At 44.7% G+C, this 19,987-nt stretch carries 13 protein-coding genes; 1 reads left to right on the top strand and 12 read right to left on the bottom strand.

The annotated features are described in order from the left end of the window. Nucleotides 1-10: 10 nt before the first annotated feature. The 11 genes from LT679_RS02805 to LT679_RS02755 all read right to left on the bottom strand — a co-directional run bounded on the left by LT679_RS02805 (nucleotide 11) and on the right by LT679_RS02755 (nucleotide 17,405). Complete coding sequence (locus tag LT679_RS02805) at nucleotides 11-1,216, bottom strand: DUF4959 domain-containing protein (protein ID WP_232175413.1); 1,206 nt, start codon at nucleotides 1,214-1,216, stop codon at nucleotides 11-13. A gap of 24 nt (nucleotides 1,217-1,240) precedes the next feature. Beyond that, entirely contained in the window at nucleotides 1,241-3,259 is a 2,019-nt protein-coding gene (locus LT679_RS02800; RefSeq protein WP_232175412.1) for a RagB/SusD family nutrient uptake outer membrane protein, read from the bottom strand. Between the two features lie 11 nt (nucleotides 3,260-3,270). Then, a complete protein-coding gene (locus LT679_RS02795; protein WP_232175411.1) occupies nucleotides 3,271-6,501 on the bottom strand; it encodes a SusC/RagA family TonB-linked outer membrane protein in 3,231 nt (1,076 codons plus the stop codon). 1,005 nt (nucleotides 6,502-7,506) lie between these two features. Then, nucleotides 7,507-7,983 (bottom strand): hypothetical protein, encoded by a 477-nt coding sequence (locus LT679_RS02790; RefSeq protein WP_232175410.1) that lies wholly within the window; start codon nucleotides 7,981-7,983, stop codon nucleotides 7,507-7,509. Nucleotides 7,984-8,109: 126 nt separating this feature from the next. Next, complete coding sequence (locus LT679_RS02785; RefSeq protein ID WP_232175409.1) at nucleotides 8,110-8,607, bottom strand: DUF6265 family protein; 498 nt, start codon at nucleotides 8,605-8,607, stop codon at nucleotides 8,110-8,112. Between the two features lie 127 nt (nucleotides 8,608-8,734). After that, nucleotides 8,735-11,464 (bottom strand): DUF5695 domain-containing protein, encoded by a 2,730-nt coding sequence (locus LT679_RS02780; protein ID WP_232175408.1) that lies wholly within the window; start codon nucleotides 11,462-11,464, stop codon nucleotides 8,735-8,737. A 105-nt stretch (nucleotides 11,465-11,569) separates the two neighbouring features. Next, nucleotides 11,570-12,469, bottom strand: a complete 900-nt coding sequence (locus LT679_RS02775) for an AraC family transcriptional regulator (RefSeq protein ID WP_232175407.1) — start codon at nucleotides 12,467-12,469, stop codon at nucleotides 11,570-11,572. 114 nt (nucleotides 12,470-12,583) lie between these two features. After that, a complete protein-coding gene (locus tag LT679_RS02770; RefSeq protein ID WP_232175406.1) occupies nucleotides 12,584-13,828 on the bottom strand; it encodes an NAD(P)/FAD-dependent oxidoreductase in 1,245 nt (414 codons plus the stop codon). Nucleotides 13,829-13,870: 42 nt separating this feature from the next. Further along, on the bottom strand, nucleotides 13,871-14,872 hold the full coding sequence (locus LT679_RS02765; RefSeq protein ID WP_232175405.1) for a 4-hydroxyproline epimerase: 1,002 nt from the start codon (nucleotides 14,870-14,872) through the stop codon (nucleotides 13,871-13,873). A gap of 1 nt (nucleotide 14,873) precedes the next feature. Beyond that, nucleotides 14,874-16,457 carry an aldehyde dehydrogenase (NADP(+)) gene (locus LT679_RS02760; protein ID WP_232175404.1) on the bottom strand — a complete coding sequence of 528 codons (1,584 nt, stop codon included), beginning with the start codon at nucleotides 16,455-16,457 and terminating at the stop codon, nucleotides 14,874-14,876. Between the two features lie 9 nt (nucleotides 16,458-16,466). Further along, a complete protein-coding gene (locus LT679_RS02755; protein WP_232175403.1) occupies nucleotides 16,467-17,405 on the bottom strand; it encodes a dihydrodipicolinate synthase family protein in 939 nt (312 codons plus the stop codon). A gap of 327 nt (nucleotides 17,406-17,732) precedes the next feature. On the opposite strand from LT679_RS02755, the gene LT679_RS02750 reads away from it, so the two are divergent. Continuing rightward, entirely contained in the window at nucleotides 17,733-18,131 is a 399-nt protein-coding gene (locus tag LT679_RS02750; RefSeq protein ID WP_232175402.1) for a VOC family protein, read from the top strand. A 64-nt stretch (nucleotides 18,132-18,195) separates the two neighbouring features. Here LT679_RS02750 and LT679_RS02745 read toward each other — a convergent pair whose 3' ends face one another. Beyond that, nucleotides 18,196-19,851, bottom strand: coding sequence for a M1 family metallopeptidase (locus LT679_RS02745; RefSeq protein WP_232175401.1), 1,656 nt, complete (start codon nucleotides 19,849-19,851; stop codon nucleotides 18,196-18,198). Nucleotides 19,852-19,987: the final 136 nt, after the last annotated feature.

Here is a 19,987-nt window from a genome sequence, read left to right as displayed (position 1 = left end):
TCGTTAAAAGTTAAAGCGTTGAACCATAAACCTCGAGCTCGTTTATACTTTGCGCGGTACCGCCTGCCCAGTTTTCGAGGCAACGGATGCGTATGTAGCGAACTTTTGGCGCATTCAGGTCAACCTCCCAGCTAAAGCCGGCGGCCGCCGTAGCCTGATCTTCGGCATTATCAGTACCATAAGGTAAACCTGAAGGCTTTTTAACCTCGTAAGTCCCCATTAACGTCCAGCTGCCATCAAGCGCGCCATTCAGTGATGGATTGGTTGAGCCATAAATTTCAAATCGGCGCATGGTTGACAGGTAATAGAACCTTGTACCCTCAGGGAAAGGCCTGATCCAGATACGGCTAATTTTGGCAGTTACACCGGTGTCAAAAGTAATCATATGCGGATTCGTACCACCGGTTACCTGGGCGGTAAAGCTAACCCAAGGCCAGCCTAATTGGCCATCCCAGGCATACTCCAGGCGGGCGCCGTTGGTTACCTGCGGCGCATCGCCCGGTAATACAAATCCCCTGAATTTTGAAGGATCGAGTTTGGCCTCATAAATAGGTTTAACGTTTACCACCAGCGTGTCTGAACTGTTACCCCATTTGTCTTTAACGTAAACCGCGTATTCATGATTTGTGGTATCAAGCCCGCGTATTTTGGATATGATATCATCCGTACGAGTATAAATACTCTTAAAGTTATCTACCTCGAATTGGTTGAACGCATTACGCTTCATCACTATTATGGCCACATTATCGCGCGTAGGGTTTAAGGCTGTAAGGTTGTAACCACCAAAAGCATTGATAACTTCAATACTCTTGAAAACCTTTTTAAATGGCGCCTCAAGCGGCCTTACCTTTATTACCACCGGCGATGAAAGCACCTCGCTGCGGCTAACTGAGTATAGGCTTATTTCATGCTCCAACGTATCTGCAAAGCCTTCAACCGTTAGCGTATCCTTATAATACGATGATTTAGTTTCGGCCATTGCACCGGCGGAGTTTTTGTAGACCGCCTTTACATACAACAAATTTTTGTCGTTAGGCAATTTGTAAGTAATGCGGGCCTTGCCGGCCAGGTTCTCCACACTTACGTTACTAACCACCTGCGGTACCGACCCGTCGCCACCTGCTGGGGTTTTATAGTCCATATCCTCTTTGCATGATGACAGCCACAACAGCACCGCCAAGACGGGGATATAACGGATTAATTTTATCAATTTCATATTACAACTATTTTAAGTTTATAATTACCATCCCGGATTTTCAACAAGCTTAGGGTTGCGCCTGGTTTCGTAATTACCTATTGGCCAAAAGTAATCGCGCGGAGCGATGAAAGTTTGGTTGAAGATAGTGCGCTCAATATTATAAGCTTCGGTAGTTTTACCTAATATGCTGAAACCGGTGATATCCTTGTTAAGCTCCTCTCCGGATTGTTTCCAGCGGCGCAGATCCCAGAAGCGCTGACCTTCAAAGGCAAGCTCTATCAATCGCTCACGATGGATAATGGAACGCAGGCCGTCCTGACTGCCATATTTACCCGGGTTACGTGAAAAGTTGCTCCACGATTCAACCACACCTTTTAAACCGGCACGTGTCCTTATCCTGTCCAAATAGGATATAGCCATTGGCGATGCAGGCTCAACCTCATTAAGGGCTTCCGCATACATCAGGTATAAATCTGCCAGCCTTATCTCGGGCCATGGATAGCTTTTCCAGGTAGGCGCGTTGTTACTGTTAGTGGTTGATTCCCAGTGAACCAGCTTTTTAATAAAGTAACCCGTTTCGTTCCAGTTGGTAAAGTGACCAAAACCGGCGGTTTGCGCGTTCTTCATCTGTACGTACATTCCGTTAACGTCACTACCTGTAGTTGTTCCATCCTTCATGTACCAGCGGCCGCCATCAAAACCTAAATCAGCATAAAAGCGTGGTTCGCGGTCATAGTTTAGGCGTGCTGTTACAAAGTTCGGTTCAATATAAAATTGTTCAGAAGTAACGGCAGCACGGGTTTGCATGTAATTAGTGAAATCGAGGGTTTTGTCTTCATCAATAGGCACGCCGTTCTTGCTGTAAAACATCTTAGCAATCTTGATCGGCGCAGCCCAAACACCTTGTAACTGGAAACGGTCGGTATTAGAACCACGTACCAGTGGCGGCATACAAAGCGCCTCATTTACAAAATAGCTGTTTGATAACCCCCAAACTACTTCGGTTCCCCACCTGTCGGTAACGGCGTTACGAATATTTAACTGTGTTTTCGTTTCGTTGCTCAGGTTAAACACGTCGTTACGGTAGGTATAAAGTGAGTTACCGTTAGCTTCGGCTGCGTCAATTGCCGCCTTGGCCGCGTCGCGTGCTTTTTCCCATTTAGTTTGATCAACTGTAGGATTGAACAATGCAATTCCCTCCTTATCGCGAAAACCGGCGAAATCACTGTTACCATTAAATAGCGGGCTTGCGGCCATTAACCACAACTTTGCCTTAACAGCCAGCGCGATAACTTGTGTAGTACGGCCAAGTTCTTTATTCTCGTCAACAATACGCGGCGGAAGTTTTGCAATGGCGTCATCAAGCAATGCTGATATGTAATTTACGCACTCATCAACCGGCATGCGCTTGTAATACAAATCTTCAGGAGCTGATGATTCAGGCACGTTTTTATCAACAATAGGTATCGGCCCATACATGCGCAACAGGTAGTAATGGTAATAAGCTTTCAGGAATTCCACCTCGCCTATCCACCTCTCGCGCTCAGAAAGGCTCAGGTCAGGCACTTTGGTTTGATCCTTAATATTTTCAAGGAAAATATTGCAATGGCGTATTCCCCTGAACATTACCAGGTAATTAAAACGGCCATCGCCGCCTTTTAAATCGCCGCCCCACTCATTAAACAGTGGCCTATCCTTGTTTTGCTGGCCTTGGGCTATACGAAAAGCCGGGTGCCAATGTGCCTGATCGCTTTGCGGCAACCACATTTCATCACCGCTCATGAGGCCCGCGTTAAACCAGCCATCGCCATTTTTTGGCAGGTACGAGTAACAGGTGAACAGATATTTTTCGGCCTCGGTACGCAATTTGAATGCGTTTTCAATAACGGCAACGTTATCAGGCACTATATCCAAATATTTTTTACAGGCCGATAAACCTGATGCTATAGCTAACAATCCTGCCACAGCTATCAGGCGGCTTTTTTTGCCGTATATAACCTTACTAAAGCCAAACATAGGTTTGCCGGCGCTTGGGTTATGTATATTATTTTGTGTATTCATGTTGATTGCTATTAAAAACTAACTTGTACACCCAGGTTATAAAGTGATTGTAGCGGATAACCCAAGCCATTGCCCCTCATTTCCGCATCCCACATTTTAAAACCACTTACTATAAACAGGTTGGTTGCAGAAAAATAAAGACGGGCGTGCTGCATTTTTACTTTTTTAAGGTTGTTGAAAGTATAACCAAACTCTAAATTCTTAAGCCTCAAAAAGCTGCCGTTACGCATCCACCAGGTCGATAGCTGGTTATTGTTATCAATACGGTAGGTGCTCAAACGAGGCCAGAAAGCATATAGGTTAGGATTGGTTTCTGACCAGTAATCATTAGCAACAGCCTGTAGCAAGCCGGTTTGGTAACCGCCGCTTTGGTAAAATGGCTGTATTTGCGCTGAATTGATGAAAAACGAGAAACGCGAAGCACCCTGGAAGTAAAAGCTGAAATCGATATTTTTATAGTAAAAGCTTGAACCGAAGCCGTAGATAATTTCCGGTTGTGTTGGATAGCCAATGGCTACCTGGTCATCGCTGTTAATTATACCATCTTTGTTGATGTCGCGGTATTTGATATCGCCCGCACGCAGGTTGGTGTTACCAAACTGAACAGGTGAGTTAGCAACCTCTTCATCATCAGCAAACAAACGCTCAGCAACATAACCCCAGGTTTGGTTAATGGAATAGCCCTTCCGCGACAGGTAAGCCAGATCGCTTGAATATGGCAACTCGTCTATACGCTCAATACGGGTAGTGGCATACGTAAATGTACCACGCGCGTTGATCGAGAAATCCTTTGAAATGTTTGCACGGTAACTGCCCGATAAATCGACACCCTTAGCGCTAACCTTACCGAAGTTTGAGAACGGAACAGCCATTAAACCTGCAGCGTTGTCAATATTTGATATAGGTTGCAGAATGTTTGAACGCTCTTGCTTGTAAGCATCAACAATCAAGTCAAAGGCATTAGCAATACTTAAATCCATACCTAGGTTGATTTGTTTTGACCGCTCCCAGGTTATATTGCTATTAGCATAACGTGAAATAGACACGCCGTTGCGGTTATAAACGGCGGTACCATCATTACGGCCAAACGTAGCGCCAAAACCGGCATCGTTAAGGTTTACGTTTGACATGTAGAAGAAACGCTCGTTAACGTTACCAATAGCATCGTTACCTACCAAACCGTATGTAGCGCGGAATTTCAGGTTACTTACTATATCGCGCAGCGGTTTAAAGAATTTCTCCTGCGAGATGCGATAACCAACACCTATTGAAGGAAAGAAGCCCCAGCGGTTACGCCTGTCAAAACGCTCCGATCCGTTGTAACCAAAGTTAAATTCGGCTAAGTAACGGTCATCATAGCCATATGAGAAACGGCCCGACACACCCGCGTTACGCGCAGGTAACGATTGGATAAGGCTGGAGGCGTTAGCATTCTCGTAGCTGGACATGTATGACACCAACATACCGCTAACTGTGTGTTTCTTTTTAAATGTACGGTTATAATTTACTGCGCCCTCAAGCCAGAAACGTGAATCAATTTCCTTCGCATCTTGGTTAAAATCCAGAAACTCACGGCCCACCGGCTGTAAAGAATTGGCCGAACCATCATTAAGCGGCTGAAGCGAGTAAGATTGATCCTGCGGGTTGATGATAGCGGAATAAAAGAAAGGCACATAACTACGGTTTACGCGGTAGAATGATACACGGCGTAAATAACCCATTGCACGCGCGGTAAGCCCCGGTGTAATACCATCCAGGTTTTGCTTTAGCTCCAATTGAGGTTGCAGGTTCGAGGTTTTGTAAACCTGGTAACCTTTAACCATTTCGGCATAAGGGTTAATATACATGGTTGAGCTCAGGCTCAGGTCGGAATTACGGGTTTGTGCCGAACCAAACAACGGATGCTCAATAAACGGAAGCTTGGATGCCGGGTATACCGCCGGAAACATTACCGGGTTGGCATTAAGGGCATTACGAAAGGTTTGCTCACCGCCTGAAATACGGGCGCCGCTTTCATTAAACCCGCCTATCGGGCCCTGATAATCGTCAAACTGACCATACATACGCACAATCAGCACGGTGCTTTTGCTAACATTAAAATCAACGTTTGAGCGTAAAGAGTAGTTTTTCAGGCTGATATTGGTATTGAAGTCGTTAATAGGCTCAACCTTCAATATACCGTTATCTTTATTATAAGTACCGGCTATATAATACCTTGCCCTATTAGAGCCACCACTGATGTTTAAGTTGTAACCCTGGTTAATTGTATAATCCTTAATCAGCTTTTGGATCCAGTTATTATTTGGATACAGATATGGGTCTTCGCCGGCACGTGTGCTGTTTATTTTGTTTTGAGAGTAAGGTTCAACACCGTTTGGATTACGGGTCAGCACGGCTTCATTACTCATGTTCATGTAAGTAATATTGTCTGCAAACTCGTAATCACGTGTATTGCGCGACATGCGGTTTTCGACCCTGAAGTTGAATTGCGGTGCGGCATCCTTACCCATTTTGGTATTGATGAGTACAACGCCATTTGCACCACGCGCACCGTAAATAGAAGCGGCGGCGGCATCCTTCAATACCGAAAAGTCAGAGATGTCATCGGGTTGTAGACGGGCCATATCGGTAGATGATGATTCGATACCATCAATCAGGATCAGCGGATCTTGCTTACCCGAACCGAACGTTGACAAGCCCCTGATGTAGAACGTAGAGTTATCAGTACCTAAACCCGGCTCACCACTGCCCTGAAAAGCGATTATACCCGCTACCCTACCCGCGAGCGCGTTGGTAAGGTTGGATGAAGGGGTTTTTAAATCCTTAACGCTTACGGTGGTGATGGAACTTACCAGGCTGGCCTTTTTTTGCGTGTTACCAAAACCGGTAACGGCAACTTCTTCGAGCGAGGTAGTATTTACCTCAAGCGATACGTCAATTTTAATAATGCCTGCTGCATCAGCCTTGTAATTTGAAAGCAGCACCTGCTTAGGCTTATAACCTATGGCTGAGTAAGTTAAGGTAGCGTTTGCAGCTGCTTTAAACTTATAACGGCCCAGGTTGTCGGTGTTAGTGCCCTGGCCGCCGCCTTTAACTATAACGGTTGCACCGGGAATACCGCCAACGGTATCCTGTACCACCCCTTGTATGGTTACCTGCTGCGCCTTAGCAAATAGGGCAACAAACAGCAACAGCAAAGTGGCGCACAGCTTTCGTAAAAACAGAAAGTAGTTTTTCCTCATATGTTTACAGTTTAAATTAGATTAGAGATAATTGAGCGTACAAATAAGTTGCAGCGTTGCTGCGCGGAACGGCTTTGTTTAAGGCGGCATCATGGTATTACAATTAATCAGGTTTATAATAAATCAGTTGTTGTAAGCTCAGTAAATCAAACGCGTAGCAATAACCTGAACAGTTTAGGCAAAAGCCTCCCTGTCCGAATTATAATTGGTATAATCAGTTAAAAAAACGCCCTTAAAACTTGCGGTAATTTGGCAAGTGCCGGGCCAAAGCTGATGTAAGAACTTTGTGTCGCTTTTGAATTATAATAACTCCAGCGGCCAAAAAAGTTTAACATCAACATTGCAGACAGCACCCTCTAAGAAGTACAAATCCTGTTCATGAAAAAATTGAATTACTTGGTTTTACAATTGATAACAACCAAATATAAACGAATATTTTTAATTGTAAAAAAAACAATAAAAAATATTTTTTTATTGATGACTTAGGAAGACCTGTCTAAATAGGTTTATATAATGCCAATATATGTTAATATATTACAGCTATACACCTACGAAAAAACTCGATATAAATTAATGATTGTTAGTTATACGTTTAATAATAGCAATTCAGATCCAACTTGTTAGCCGTACTCTTACAGTATCAGTGTATAAATAATAGCGAGAACTGAAGTAATTAGTTTTGCTGTATTTTGGCAATAGCACTTAAAAAAGCCTTTTAAAATATCATTATATAGTGCGCCTTTCGCTTGCCAATATAATGCTGAGCAAAATGCAATGATTATAAAAGATTTAACGGGAGCCAAAAGCAAATAGGATACATGACTACCTACTTTTTAAGGACAAAAAAGACTGGGATACCCTTAAAAAAAACCAACCGGGGTTTAGCGAATAATTGCATACTCCAAAACATTTTGATGATTGGGAAATTTTCGAACTATTTAAGAGCAAATGTATTTTACACGGTTGCAATAAGGGCTTGAGATCAATTTGAAATAAGTTCAAACTTTATTTAGCAAAATGATAATATGTGCGATAGCGATCATAGAGAGTATCATCATCTTTAAAATCCTTGAGCAAAAAGGTATCATAAGCAAGTACAAAATTTCCTCCATCAACTGCGGCAATTATTCCCATTGAATTACGCTCAGCTACCCATTGCTTATTACTTAAAGCTGTAACATTTGAAAAATATATTTCGTTCTTTTCAATACGATAACTAAATCTTCTGAATTCGAGTCCCTTTTCTATCATGACGCCGGTACCATCCGGCTTAAACTCTACATTATCGATATATCGAACGTCGGCAAGTTTTTCATCCCTTGATTTAACTACGTCTGTTTTATAGTAAAGATCTGTTGAAATACGGTTTAAACTCCAATAACCAACTACAGCATCTGCGGGATTGACCTCAACTTTTTCTTTTTTACATGATGATATGATTGCCAAAAGCGCAATCAAAATAACTAAGAGATATTTTTTCACTTGATAAGGAGTAAGTAATATTCGGCAAATATAGAAATCACCTGATGAAATACCAATAAAATATAGCTCATTACAATGTATTCATAAAGACCGATTGTGTATTATTTATTCAGTACATCGTTTATACTATTTAACCTTGTTAAACACAAATAAATCCTCAAAAACCCACTTGCCATCTTTTTGGCTGCCACGGGCTATAACAAACTGGCTGACAGAACGCTTTTCGTAAAGTATGCGCAGGGTTGTCTCTCCTTCCTTTTCAAAGACAGCGCGGTTTTTAGATGCTTCGACGAAAACATACCTATCCTGCTTATCTTTTTCCTCGTTGCCTATTAAGCCGGGCTGAAAGTGTTTTACCATTGATGTCAATCCCTTGTCGGTTTGCTCGTAAGCCAGTATTTCATACAGATCAGGCTTATCGCCTTTCATCATCCGCATAAAGCCCAGCAGGTTCTCTCCTTTAGGCGGCAACCACGATCCCTCAATGGTACGGCCATCCGGTGTGGTGGCTTTCCAGTTGCCCTGTATAAAGGCAACATCAGCAACAGAACCTTTACCTGTTTGTGCAAACCCCTTTGACGTAATCAGTAATAATAAAAGCAGGCAGATGTACTTGCAGTTCATAGTTTTATGTAATTGGTTGATGGTGTAAATTAAAACAAATACTTAACAAGCCAAAATAATCTGTATAAAACAAAAACGCCGGACGTAAATGCCCGGCGCAAAACAAATATGAAAATAGAAAGAACGATTATTGCTTAATTAGCTTGATGTTAACTACCGATTTGCTGCTTAAAGAGAATACATATGCGCCTCTCGCTTTAGCCCGCTTTAAGTTATATTTACTATTGCCGCCTTCTACGCGGAGATAAGCATTCGGAGTGTAGCTGTCTCCTTTTTCAAGTGTTAAATTTACCTCTCCGGTTTTTGAATTGTATGTTGCGATTTTAAATTTACCCGCATCAAGCGTAAGCCAAAGTTTGGCAGGTGCTATAAACACCCTTGATTTTGCTGCCGTGGTGATAGCAACATCTACAACATCTCCCCGTTTTGTTAAATTACCGCCAAAGGCAAGCCAACCGAAAGTTTTATCATCAACCAAATAGGTTGCGGTATTTACCGCGTAACCAAAAAAGTTTGGCCCATAATCGCCTGACAGATAATCTATTCTTAATGTTGACGGGAACGAGTGAAACGCTGCCGGGCCAAAACCATCCTCGGTAATATTTGATATAGCGCCCAACGTGCCGCCGTAACCAACCCTGAGCAGATAAAGATCATCAGGCTGACTACGATACCCGGTAAGCACCGGTATAGCGTTAAGCCCTGACCCATAATGATGTAACTGGCGCTCCACGCGCGATAGCTTGCCACCATATAAAAAGTCCCAATAGCGGCGGGCCGAACCATTGTAACCCCAGTGCGGAACGGTAGGCATGTAACCCAAAATGGCATTAAGGGTAACCATCGCCTTATCGTCATACCCAAAGTATTTTGACCATACATAAACCTCTTCTTGCCCGGTCGAATCCCAGGGCATTTCACTACCAAATGGATATTGCAGTGTACGCCAATGATCAGCACGCTTACGCATAGCTGCTTCTAATCTGCCAGCCATTTCACCCCAGCCCTCGGCCTTTAAATCTTGTAAAATCAGGTAAAAAATGGTGCCCTCCATTTGCCCAAACTGCGCATAGTAAGGCGCTAAAGTTATCATCGCCATGCTGGTGCCATAAGCATTGGTTAAATACCATTGCCAGTTATACTCATTTACCAAGCCCTTATGGTTACGGGCTAAACGGTACAGTACCCAATGCGCCGCCGCCACATGCGGGTAATTGTATGACCGGCCGATATCATCAGCACCCTTTTTATCCCATGCGGCCCATGTTTTATAGTTTACGCTGTCGCTGTAAGTACCGGCCGGTTTACCTTTGGGGTCGTAATAATAAAGGCTTTTCTTCACCCCGTATTTTTCTTTCCCGGCACTATGCTGCAAGCCGCCCCATAGGGTATGGTTTACAAATAATTGAAGCTTTTGAATTTCGGCTTTATCCGGTTGCACCAGCTCCTTCATCATAGCGCCAAGCCAGCTGCCTGCGCCTCCTTCATCACTCAGGCCAACTATCCAGGCACGGCTATCCTGCAATACTTTGGCTTTTTTCTCGTAGTCGTAGGTAATCACCGAGTTGTTGCGGCCAAATAGATCCTTGTCATTGTGATACCATTGTTTGGTTGTTAAAAAGTTGCCAAAGTCCTTCACCACCTGGCCTTCCGGCTTTATCACTTTATAGTTAATAGTTTGCTGCAGGCCATCAGCGTAAGTAACGGTTAACCTTGCCCTGCCCCAAGTACTACCTTTTACCTGGTAAGCTACCCATCCGTTAGGAGAGTCGTTCAGTTGTGTAAAGGTTAACGCTCCCTCAGGCTGTACTTTTATAGATGATACAGGTTTACCATAATTTAAAAACAGCTTACCGTTCACATCCTGCGGGATAACGTAACCCGGTACACCCATAGCTACAGGCCTGTTGTTGGCAATCAGCGTTTTCTCTATATTTTTTATTGCGTCTGCCAAAATAAATTTCACCGCAATGCGACGTGTTTCACCGGATTTTAAGCTTATCGAGGTAGGTTCATTCCATGGCTGCGCTTTTTTCCAATCCTTTTCGGCATACGCTTTACTGCTGACCATCCATTCGTAAAAGCCTTCAAAGTCAATACCTCGCGGAGTCGGGTCATCAAGCAGCGGGTTGTAGGCCTCAAAAGGCGTTTTGCCATCGGGTACAACCACTAAGGCAGGGCCTTGTCCGCTTAAGCAGGTTACCTGTAAATAACCAGCATCATTACCGATATACGGATCGTAAAAAACACATTCAGCATGCGCTTTTTCAAGCGATTTCTCCTGCAAAATATTGTTAAATATCATGGGTATACCAAGCGAGCCTATTTCTACCGTTTTGGCCGAGGTATTGGTAAGTACAAATTCAAGAATAAGCTGCCCGTTACGCTGCTTCCATACACGCTCCACCGTTAGCGGAATATCGGCAGGCAAAGTGGCGGCCAGGTCGGCAGCAGCCAAAACAGTATCATTAACCGCCAGTGCTTTAACAGGGGCTCGTTTGGTAGCTGTAGAAAAACTTTTCCAGACAGTATCGCCATCCGATTTTAACCGCAGGTTGATATCACCCAACTGGTACATACCATCGCTGCTGCGTTGCTTTAACCTGTCGGCGGGGGTAAAATCAAAACCAGCGGCAACTTTAGGCTCCAGGCCGGCAACGGTTTGCGAAGCCTTTACCAGTTTTAAGTTGAATGCCGAAGTGTTATAGGTATCTATACCGGACTCTATTCCAAGTGTTGACGGCCGCTTTGAGAGCGCCTCCCATGGATTTTGCGCCAGGGCGGATGCGCAGTTGAAGATACCTACTGCCGTTACTAATAGTATACTATGATTAAATGATTTAAAGAAACTCGCCATAATGAAGCCGGGATGATTTGCCGGCGCATAAAAATACGCATACCCACAAATAGCATTCGGCTATAATTTGCCAAATTGTAGCATGTTTTTAACCCAAAGACCTTACTAAGCAGATTGCGAAAGGCTGTTAATATTTTGCCTGTAGTTATCGAGATATTCGCGCGGCGAACTGCCGGTTACTGATTTAAATACCCGGTTAAAATTGGTGATGCTTTTAAAGCCACATTTGAAGGCTATCTCCGAAACATTTTCAAATTTATGCGAGGTAAGCCGTTTACAGGCCTCATTAACCCTTACCTCGTTTAAAAAGGACACGAAGGTGTGGCCGGTATGCTTTTTAAAGTAACGGCAAAATGATTCGGAGGTCATGCAGGCGGCGCGGGCAACATCTTCGAGCGTTATGTTGCCGTTATAATTTTGCATAATGTAATTGTAGATGTTACCGATACGTATACCTTCATTATCGGCCATTGAGGGTAAGTTTCCGTGGGTCGACAGTGCTTCCGGTTTATTGCCCACGGAGATCAGGCCCTGCATCAACTCCAAAAAGGCAAGCAACTTCTTGCTCCCGGTTGCTTCACGCACGGCAAGCATCTGAATGGCGATAGATTGAGTGTTACGTGCGGGCAATTTAAAACCAAGTGCATGCTGGCCGAGATATTGGCTGATGGCACGCATCTCCGGAAGATCAAACATGGCCGATAACGCTCCCTCAGGATTGAAGAACACGGTTAGTGCCTTTACCGGGCGATGGTCTTCGGATTTAAAATATTCGGGATTGCTTTTAAACAGATGCGGCAGGTTGGGGCCAATATAAAATATATCTCCCTCGGCAAAAGCGTGCATATTATTGCCTGCAATTAAAGTACCTTCTCCGCGCTGTATCCAGGTAAGTTGCGCTTCTTTATGGCGATGCAGATGCGGGTAATGGTAGGGCAATTCAACCTGATCGGTTATTACGCTTTTATCATGCGCTACTGGGATTGTAAATTGCAGTACCTTCATCGTATTAAATCGGGGAAACGGAGATCTAAAATACGATTTTATCCCTAAATTGCAAAAAACACCTTTACCCGAGTTAAAATACTGCTAAAGCGGGTAAGGGAATTTTAAAGACTGCTAAAACCTGTTAGGTGAAAAAGCGCTGATATCAATTTCGGTATTGGTTCCATCAACCACCTGCTTAACCAGCAAGCCGGTCGCGGGGCCAAGGCTTAAACCCATCATTCCGTGGCCGGTTGCCACCACCAGGTTGCTGTATTTTTTACTGCGGCCAATGTAAGGCAAACCATCCGGAGACGATGGACGGAAACCGTACCAGATATCTTTTTCGGCCGGCACTTCGGGGTGCAGGCCAGGGAAATATTTGGGTATCGATTCAACGATACCCTTTACCCTGTTCATATTAATCTTATCATTTATTTTACCAAGCTCCATAGTACCGCCGTAACGGATGCTGCCATTCATTGGCGTAATAGCCACACGGGCTTCACACAATAAAGCGGGTATCTGCATACGTTGTTCAGGCTCAGGCACCATAAACGAGTAGCCTTTGCCCGGCATCAGCGGCACATTGATGTCGATCATTTTAGCGATAGCCGGAGACCATGAGCCACCTGCTATAATATACTGGTCGGCATCCCACACCTTGTTGCCGGTAAATACTTTTGATATTTTACCGCCCGCGGTTTCAATGCGGGCAACCTCAGCGTTACGCTCAATTTTTACGCCGCCTGCCTGTAAATGCTTTAGTAACGCGGCAATCAACTGGTTAGGGTATAAATGCGCATCGCAACGATAGTGCACAGCACCCAATACATCAAGGGCTAAGTCAGGTTGCAAAGCCCGGCATTCATCAGCGCTTAAAACAGCCATATCTAAACCTAACTCACGGGCTTTTTCTGCTAAGTGTGCTTCTTCCTCACCTGCCTTTTCGGTTTTATAAAACATCAGGATTCCTTTTTCAACCAAGCCAAAATTAAAATCAGGTTGTTTGCTAAGGTCACTGTAAAGTTTTTTGCTCAACAATGATATTTCCAGCAGTGGCTTTGCAGAGCGCTCTACGTGCGCGGTATTGGCATGTTTCAGGAACTTCATCCCCCATGATACCAGTTCGCCGCTTAACGATGGTTTTACATAAAAAGGGCTTTTGCTGTTAAACATCCAGCGGATGCCCTGCTGCACCATGCCCGGTGCGGCAAGCGGTATAAAGTGGCTTGGCACAATCATGCCGGCATTACCGAACGAACAATTATCGCTCAGGTCGCCTTTTTCGAGTATGGTAACGTCATGACCGGCTTGCTGCAGGTAATACGCAGAGCTAAGCCCCATGATGCCGCCGCCGATGATTACAATTTTTGACATATTAATAAAAGGCCGCATTGCAGCGGCCTGTCTTTATTTTATTTATATAACCTGAAAACCGTGCGCGTACGGATCTTCATCATCAATTTTAATGGTGTTGTAACCGTACACTTTAGCCCAGCCCTCAATACCTGGAACAATAGCGTTAATATCTCCTATCTTCACCTCATCCTCAACCGTACCAATAAACTTGCTGCCAATAATACTTTCGTGGATAAACTGATCGCCCATTTTAAGCTTGCCTTTGGCATGCCACTGTGCCATACGTGCCGAAGTACCAGTACCGCATGGCGAACGGTCAATCGCTTTATCACCGTAAAATACGGCGTTACGCGCGGTCGCATCGGCAGACAAGGTAGCACCAGCCCATAACACATGCGTACAGGTGTTTATGGTTGGGTTTTGCGGGTGAACAAAATTGTACTTTTCGTTAATACGCGTACGGATAGTGCGGCTCCAGCTAATTAGTTGCCCGGCAGTATAATTTTCCAATCCGCCAAAATTTTCCTGCGGATCAATAATCGCGTAATAATTACCGCCATAAGCTACATCAAACGTGAGCTTTCCCAGATCCGGGCACTCCACTTCCAGGTTCTCCGCAGCAAGGTATGATGGTACATTGACCAGCTTTACCGAGGTAACTTTTTGACCTATTTGTGTATAAGATATTATCACCAAACCGGCAGGAGCTTCCATGCGCACCACACCCGGTGTTTTAGGCTGGATCAATCCTTCCTCAATAGCTATGGTGATTGTACCGATGGTACCATGCCCACACATGGGCAGGCAGCCACTTGTTTCAATAAACAATACAGCAACATCATTTTCCGGATCATGCGGTGGATACAATATACTGCCCGACATCATATCGTGCCCACGTGGTTCAAACATTAAACCAGTGCGAATCCAATCATATTCCTTTAAAAAGTGCTGGCGTTTTTCGCTCATATTATCACCCTTGAGCTGTGGGCCGCCACCTGCAACCAACCGCACAGGGTTGCCGCAGGTATGCGCGTCTATACAAAAAAAAGTTTTGCTGCTCATGTTATGCTTTCGTCCATTCGTTATTTACCTGCCTCCAGATATTCAGCGGATTGCTATCCTGCAATTCGGCCGGTAACAAGCTATCTTCCCAATCCTGCCAGGCTATGGGGCGCACAAAACGATAGATTGCGCCTGTACCCACCGAGGTAAAACGGCTGTCGCTTGCCGCCGGAAAAGGACCGCCATGCTGCATTGCCGCGCAAACTTCTACGCCTGTTGGCACACCGTTCAATATTACACGACCGGAAATATCAGCAAGCTTATCAAGCAAACCAGCATAAGCAGGAAGCTCTTCGCGCTCAGCCATTACGGTGGTCGTTAACTGACCTTCCAATGTGCCAACAACCGTTTCAAGCTCCTGCACATCATCAGCCACTACCAGTAAAGACCACGGGCCGAAAATCTCTTCCCTGAGTTTATAGTTTTGTATAAAATCGCTTGCCTTAACGGTTGCCACCGTGGCTACCGACTGGTTACAAAGCTCCTGATTAATGTTGCCTGAACGGGCAATTACATCAAGACCAGCCTCACCAGCAACGCCCTGCGATAGGTTTTGGTAGTTTTGCCAGATGCCCGGCGTAAGCATGGTTGCTGATGGTACTACCTCGATAGCTTTTTTCAGGCCATCGACAAATATGTTCAAGGCATCTGATTTTACGGCCAGTATCAAACCCGGATTGGTACAAAATTGCCCGGCACCCAAAGTGATTGAAGCGGCATATTTAGCAGCCAAGGTTTCAGGCTGTTTTTTTAATGTTTCCGGCAATAATATTACCGGATTGATGCTACCCATTTCGGCAAATACCGAGATAGGCTCTTTACGGTCGCGAGCCATATTAACCAGCGCCATACCGCCTTTGTACGAGCCGGTAAATGCTACAGCCTTGGCCAGCGGATGTTTTACCAGGGCGGTACCTACCGCATAACCTGAATCGTGCAGTAGCGAGAAAACACCCTCGGGCATTTCTGCCTTTAACGCCGCTTTACTGATGGCCTCGCCTACCAATGCGCTGGTACCGGGGTGTGCAGGGTGTGCCTTTATAATTACCGGGCAGCCCGAAGCTAAAGCCGATGCCGTATCGCCACCGGCAACAGAAAATGCCAGCGGAAAGTTACTTGCACCGAATACCACCACCGGGCCAATAGCCTTGTACATTCTGCGGATATCGGGTTTGGGCAATGGTGTACGCTCAGGCAAAGCAGTATCAATAACCGCTTCAACCCACGAGCCTTCTTCCACCAGGTCAGCAAACATGCGTAGCTGACCGGTTGTGCGGCCCATTTCACCCAATAAACGTGCTGTTGGCAAACCGCTTTCGGCTACCGCACGGCTTATCAATGTATCGCCTAAAGCTGTTATTTCTTCAGCTATTGCGCGTAAAAAGGCTGCTTTTTTTGTATTAGTTATGTTTTTGTATGTGCTGTAAGCCTTTTGTGCCATTTGCATGGCCTGTTCAACCAATTGCTCATTGGCCACCTCGAAGTCGCCCTCGAGGTGTTTACTTGTTGCCGGATCGATAGCTTTAAAACTTTCGCCCGTTAATGATATGTGCTTACAACCTACAATATTTTGTCCTTTGATCATTCGCCAAATTTATAAACTTACCTCGGCTAATTTACCCCAGCTACCTTCAGGTAATTCCGGGCGGTTAGCTAAAGCGTTTTCAATCACCGCTAATACTCTCTCACGTTCAGCGCCTTTTAATGGTAAACGTGGTGCACGTGTTTGCTCGGTACCTATACCGGTAGCAACTTCGGCCAGTTTAATATACTGTACCAGTTTGGCGTGAATATCAAGCTCCAGCACCGGTAAAAACCAACGGTGTATAGCGATGGCCTCATCAATGCGGCCGGCTTTAATTAAGCGGAAGATAGCTACGGTTTCTTTCGGGAAGGCATCAACCAAGCCTGCTACCCAACCATGCGCACCCATGATGATGCTTTCGGTAGCGATAGGGTCAACACCGGTCATGATCTTAAAACGATCGCCAAAGCGGTTGATCATGCGGGTAACGTTCATGATGTTACGGGTTGATTCCTTAACCGCTTGTATGGTTGGATATACCGACAAGCGATCGAACATATCCAGCGTAATTTCAATTTTATAATCAACAGGGTTGTTATAGATCATGATCGGCAGCGGTGTGCTTTCTGCAATAGCTGAAATATAAGCGATAGTTTCGTCCTCATCAGCATTGTAGCGCATTGGCGGCAATACCATCAGGCCGTCGGCGCCAAGTTCAAATGCTTTTTGAGCTACCCTTACCGCAGCGCGGGTTGATTGCTCCGCAATATTCAAGATAACCGGAACGGTACCCTCAACAAGTTCTAAGGTATGTGTAAGCAGGCTGAATTTTTCGTCTTCGGTAAGCACACTTGCCTCGCCTAATGAACCACCTAATATAATACCTTCAGCACCTGCCTCAAGCTGGGCTTTTATATTTATATCAAAAGCATCAAAATCTAATTCATCATCTGCAGTAAATTTGGTTGTTACCGCCGGGAAAACGCCCTTCCAGCTAAATGTTATCATCTCGTAATTAATATTGTTTTTACAAAAGTAGGGTTTAATTGATGACAGGCTATATAACAAATTAGCTTATACTTATTACATTTTATCCTAAAAGACAATATCTGCAAACCCGCACTAAAAAGGTTAAAATACGGGTAATATTTGTCAATTAATACGCTAAATCGATCACATGTATAAATAACTTAGCAAACTGTAACTGCAGTTACAAATTAATATTTGAACAACTCCCCTTATTAACTTCAGCCCTGCATTAGCGGGGCTTTTTGCTTTATGATTTGATTTATAGCGTTTTGAAAACTAACTTTAACTAAACCAAAACGCTACTTTATGATTTTCAAAAATGCCATAAGCTGGTTTGAGATACCGGCAGTTGATATTAATCGAGCCCAAAGCTTTTACGAAAAAATCTTCGACATCAAGATGGATAGGATTGAGTTTGAGGGGGCGGTTATGTGCATGTTCCCGCTTGAAGACCCGATGAATGGTGTTGGCGGCGCGCTGTGCCAGGTGTCCGACTTTCATCAACCATCGGCCAACAGTGGTACCATGCTTTACCTCAATGCTAACCCGGATGTGAAGATAGTGGCCGACCGTATTGAAGCGGCTGGCGGTACCATCATTGTACCCAAAACTGAAATATCGCCCGAGTACGGTTACATGGCCGTATTTTTAGATACTGAGGGGAACCGCGTAGCGCTGCACTCCGTACCGGAGAAATATTTATAAGATGATCAAAAATAAAAATGGCCGCTTCTTATCTAAAGCGGCCATTTTTGTATCTGCGAACAAATTAAGATACGGTAATATAATACATCTTGATTATAGCCTCCGGCTTAAATAACTCTTTATTCGCACCTACTATAATGGTTTTCCATTCCGTTGTTGGAGATAGCTTTACCAGTTTGGTTTTATCTTTTAATACCAATGGCAAATTAAAGCCGGGTATGCAATTGGTGTAACGGTATTTAAGCGTTTTGCCATCGGCGCTGTACTGCATTTCCAGGTTAGGGATCTGCGTGGTGGTCAGGTATTGCTTGAACACATTTTGGTAATCGAATTTAGCCTGGCCTGATATGTAGTTCTGAATTTGCGCTGCGGTTACCGTTTGATGGTAAAACTGCTTGTTCAATCCGCGCATAATATTGCGGAACAGTACATCATCATTAATACTATGCCTGATGGTTTGCAGCATGTTGCCACCTTTAGGATACATATCGCCGCTGCCCTGCGCATTTACGTTATACGGCGGAATAATAAGTTCCTTATTTTGTATTCCCTTGCGGATACCGTAATTATAATCGTTACCGGCATCAACGCCGAAGCGGTAATCCACATACAGGGTTTCCGAATAATTGGTAAAGCTCTCGTGTATCCACATATCAGCCAGGTCATTACTGGTGATGTTGTTGCCAAACCATTCGTGCCCACTCTCGTGCACGATGATAAAATCCCATTTCATGCCCAATCCGGTACCCGATGCATCGCGCATACGATAGCCCGGTTTGTACCAGTTACCATAGGCAACTGCGCTTTGGTGCTCCATGCCGGTGTGCGGCGCGTCTATCAGCTTGTAGCCATCCTCATAAAACGGGTATGGCCCAAACCAGTACTCAAACGCTTTAAGCATGTGTTTTACCTCAAACGGCATGTAGGTTTTAGCCTTCGGCAGGTTATAATCAAGCACCCAATAGTTAAGGTCGAGCTTGCCTTTTTCGCAACTGTATACCTCGCTAAAGTTCACATACTTGCCGATGTAAGGGATGATATCGTAATTGTTGATGGGGTTGGTTACAGCCCATTTGTAGGTAGCGGTACCATCATTATTTTTTCTGTGCGATTGCAAACGGCCATTTGCCACGGCTACCAGCGTGTCAGGCACGATCATGGTCAAAGAGGCACCGTTATCCGGCTCGTCCGACTGGTGATCTTTACACGGGTACCATACCGAAGCGCCGAGGCCCTGGCAGGTAACGGTCATCCAGGGGCGGTTAAGTGAATCTTTGGCAAATGTCCACCCGCCTACCCAGGGCGGCCTGACCCCTTCCTTGGGTGTGCCTGAAAAGTAAACGGCCAGTTTATGTTCTGATTTTGCAGCCTGTTCGCCAACGGTTACATGCCAGGCGTTACCTTCACGGGCATATCTTAGTTTTTGCTTGCCATCCAGTAAGATACTGTCGATATTCAATGGCTCCTGCAGGTCAACCTGCATTATTGGCGAATGCTTTGCGGTAAGCACTTTATAGGTTATGATGTTAGATCCGACGGTGGTTTTAGTATTGTAATCAGGCTTTACAGTGATGTCGTATTTCAGCACATTCCACCATACGCGCTCCGGCGTTATGGTGCCCCGCAGGGTATCAGCTCGGGTAAAAGTTTTATTTTGGGCTTGCGCCAGTGTGCAGCCTGATAACAGGATGCCGATAAGTACTATTCGAGATCGTAACATATAAAAGTAAATATAAGCCAACCACGTAAAATGTATTTGGCTAACGGCAAAAATACTTTACAAAGCCATGGCTTGTCAACCGCTTATTAGCCCCTTTTTTACATATCTTAGCCTGCATTACATCACCCAAAACGGT

The sequence above is a fragment of the Mucilaginibacter roseus genome (assembly GCF_021215455.1).
Classification (GTDB): domain Bacteria; phylum Bacteroidota; class Bacteroidia; order Sphingobacteriales; family Sphingobacteriaceae; genus Mucilaginibacter; species Mucilaginibacter roseus.
This window is presented reverse-complemented; position numbering and strand designations above follow the sequence as displayed.

Coding starts and splice junctions, on each gene's coding strand:
- LT679_RS02805 (WP_232175413.1), bottom strand. CDS start 1,216: ATGAAATTGATAAAATTAATCCGTTATATCCCCGTCTTGGCGGTGCTG.
- LT679_RS02800 (WP_232175412.1), bottom strand. CDS start 3,259: ATGAATACACAAAATAATATACATAACCCAAGCGCCGGCAAACCTATG.
- LT679_RS02795 (WP_232175411.1), bottom strand. CDS start 6,501: ATGAGGAAAAACTACTTTCTGTTTTTACGAAAGCTGTGCGCCACTTTG.
- LT679_RS02785 (WP_232175409.1), bottom strand. CDS start 8,607: ATGAACTGCAAGTACATCTGCCTGCTTTTATTATTACTGATTACGTCA.
- LT679_RS02780 (WP_232175408.1), bottom strand. CDS start 11,464: ATGGCGAGTTTCTTTAAATCATTTAATCATAGTATACTATTAGTAACG.
- LT679_RS02775 (WP_232175407.1), bottom strand. CDS start 12,469: ATGAAGGTACTGCAATTTACAATCCCAGTAGCGCATGATAAAAGCGTA.
- LT679_RS02770 (WP_232175406.1), bottom strand. CDS start 13,828: ATGTCAAAAATTGTAATCATCGGCGGCGGCATCATGGGGCTTAGCTCT.
- LT679_RS02765 (WP_232175405.1), bottom strand. CDS start 14,872: ATGAGCAGCAAAACTTTTTTTTGTATAGACGCGCATACCTGCGGCAAC.
- LT679_RS02760 (WP_232175404.1), bottom strand. CDS start 16,457: ATGATCAAAGGACAAAATATTGTAGGTTGTAAGCACATATCATTAACG.
- LT679_RS02755 (WP_232175403.1), bottom strand. CDS start 17,405: ATGATAACATTTAGCTGGAAGGGCGTTTTCCCGGCGGTAACAACCAAA.
- LT679_RS02750 (WP_232175402.1), top strand. CDS start 17,733: ATGATTTTCAAAAATGCCATAAGCTGGTTTGAGATACCGGCAGTTGAT.
- LT679_RS02745 (WP_232175401.1), bottom strand. CDS start 19,851: ATGTTACGATCTCGAATAGTACTTATCGGCATCCTGTTATCAGGCTGC.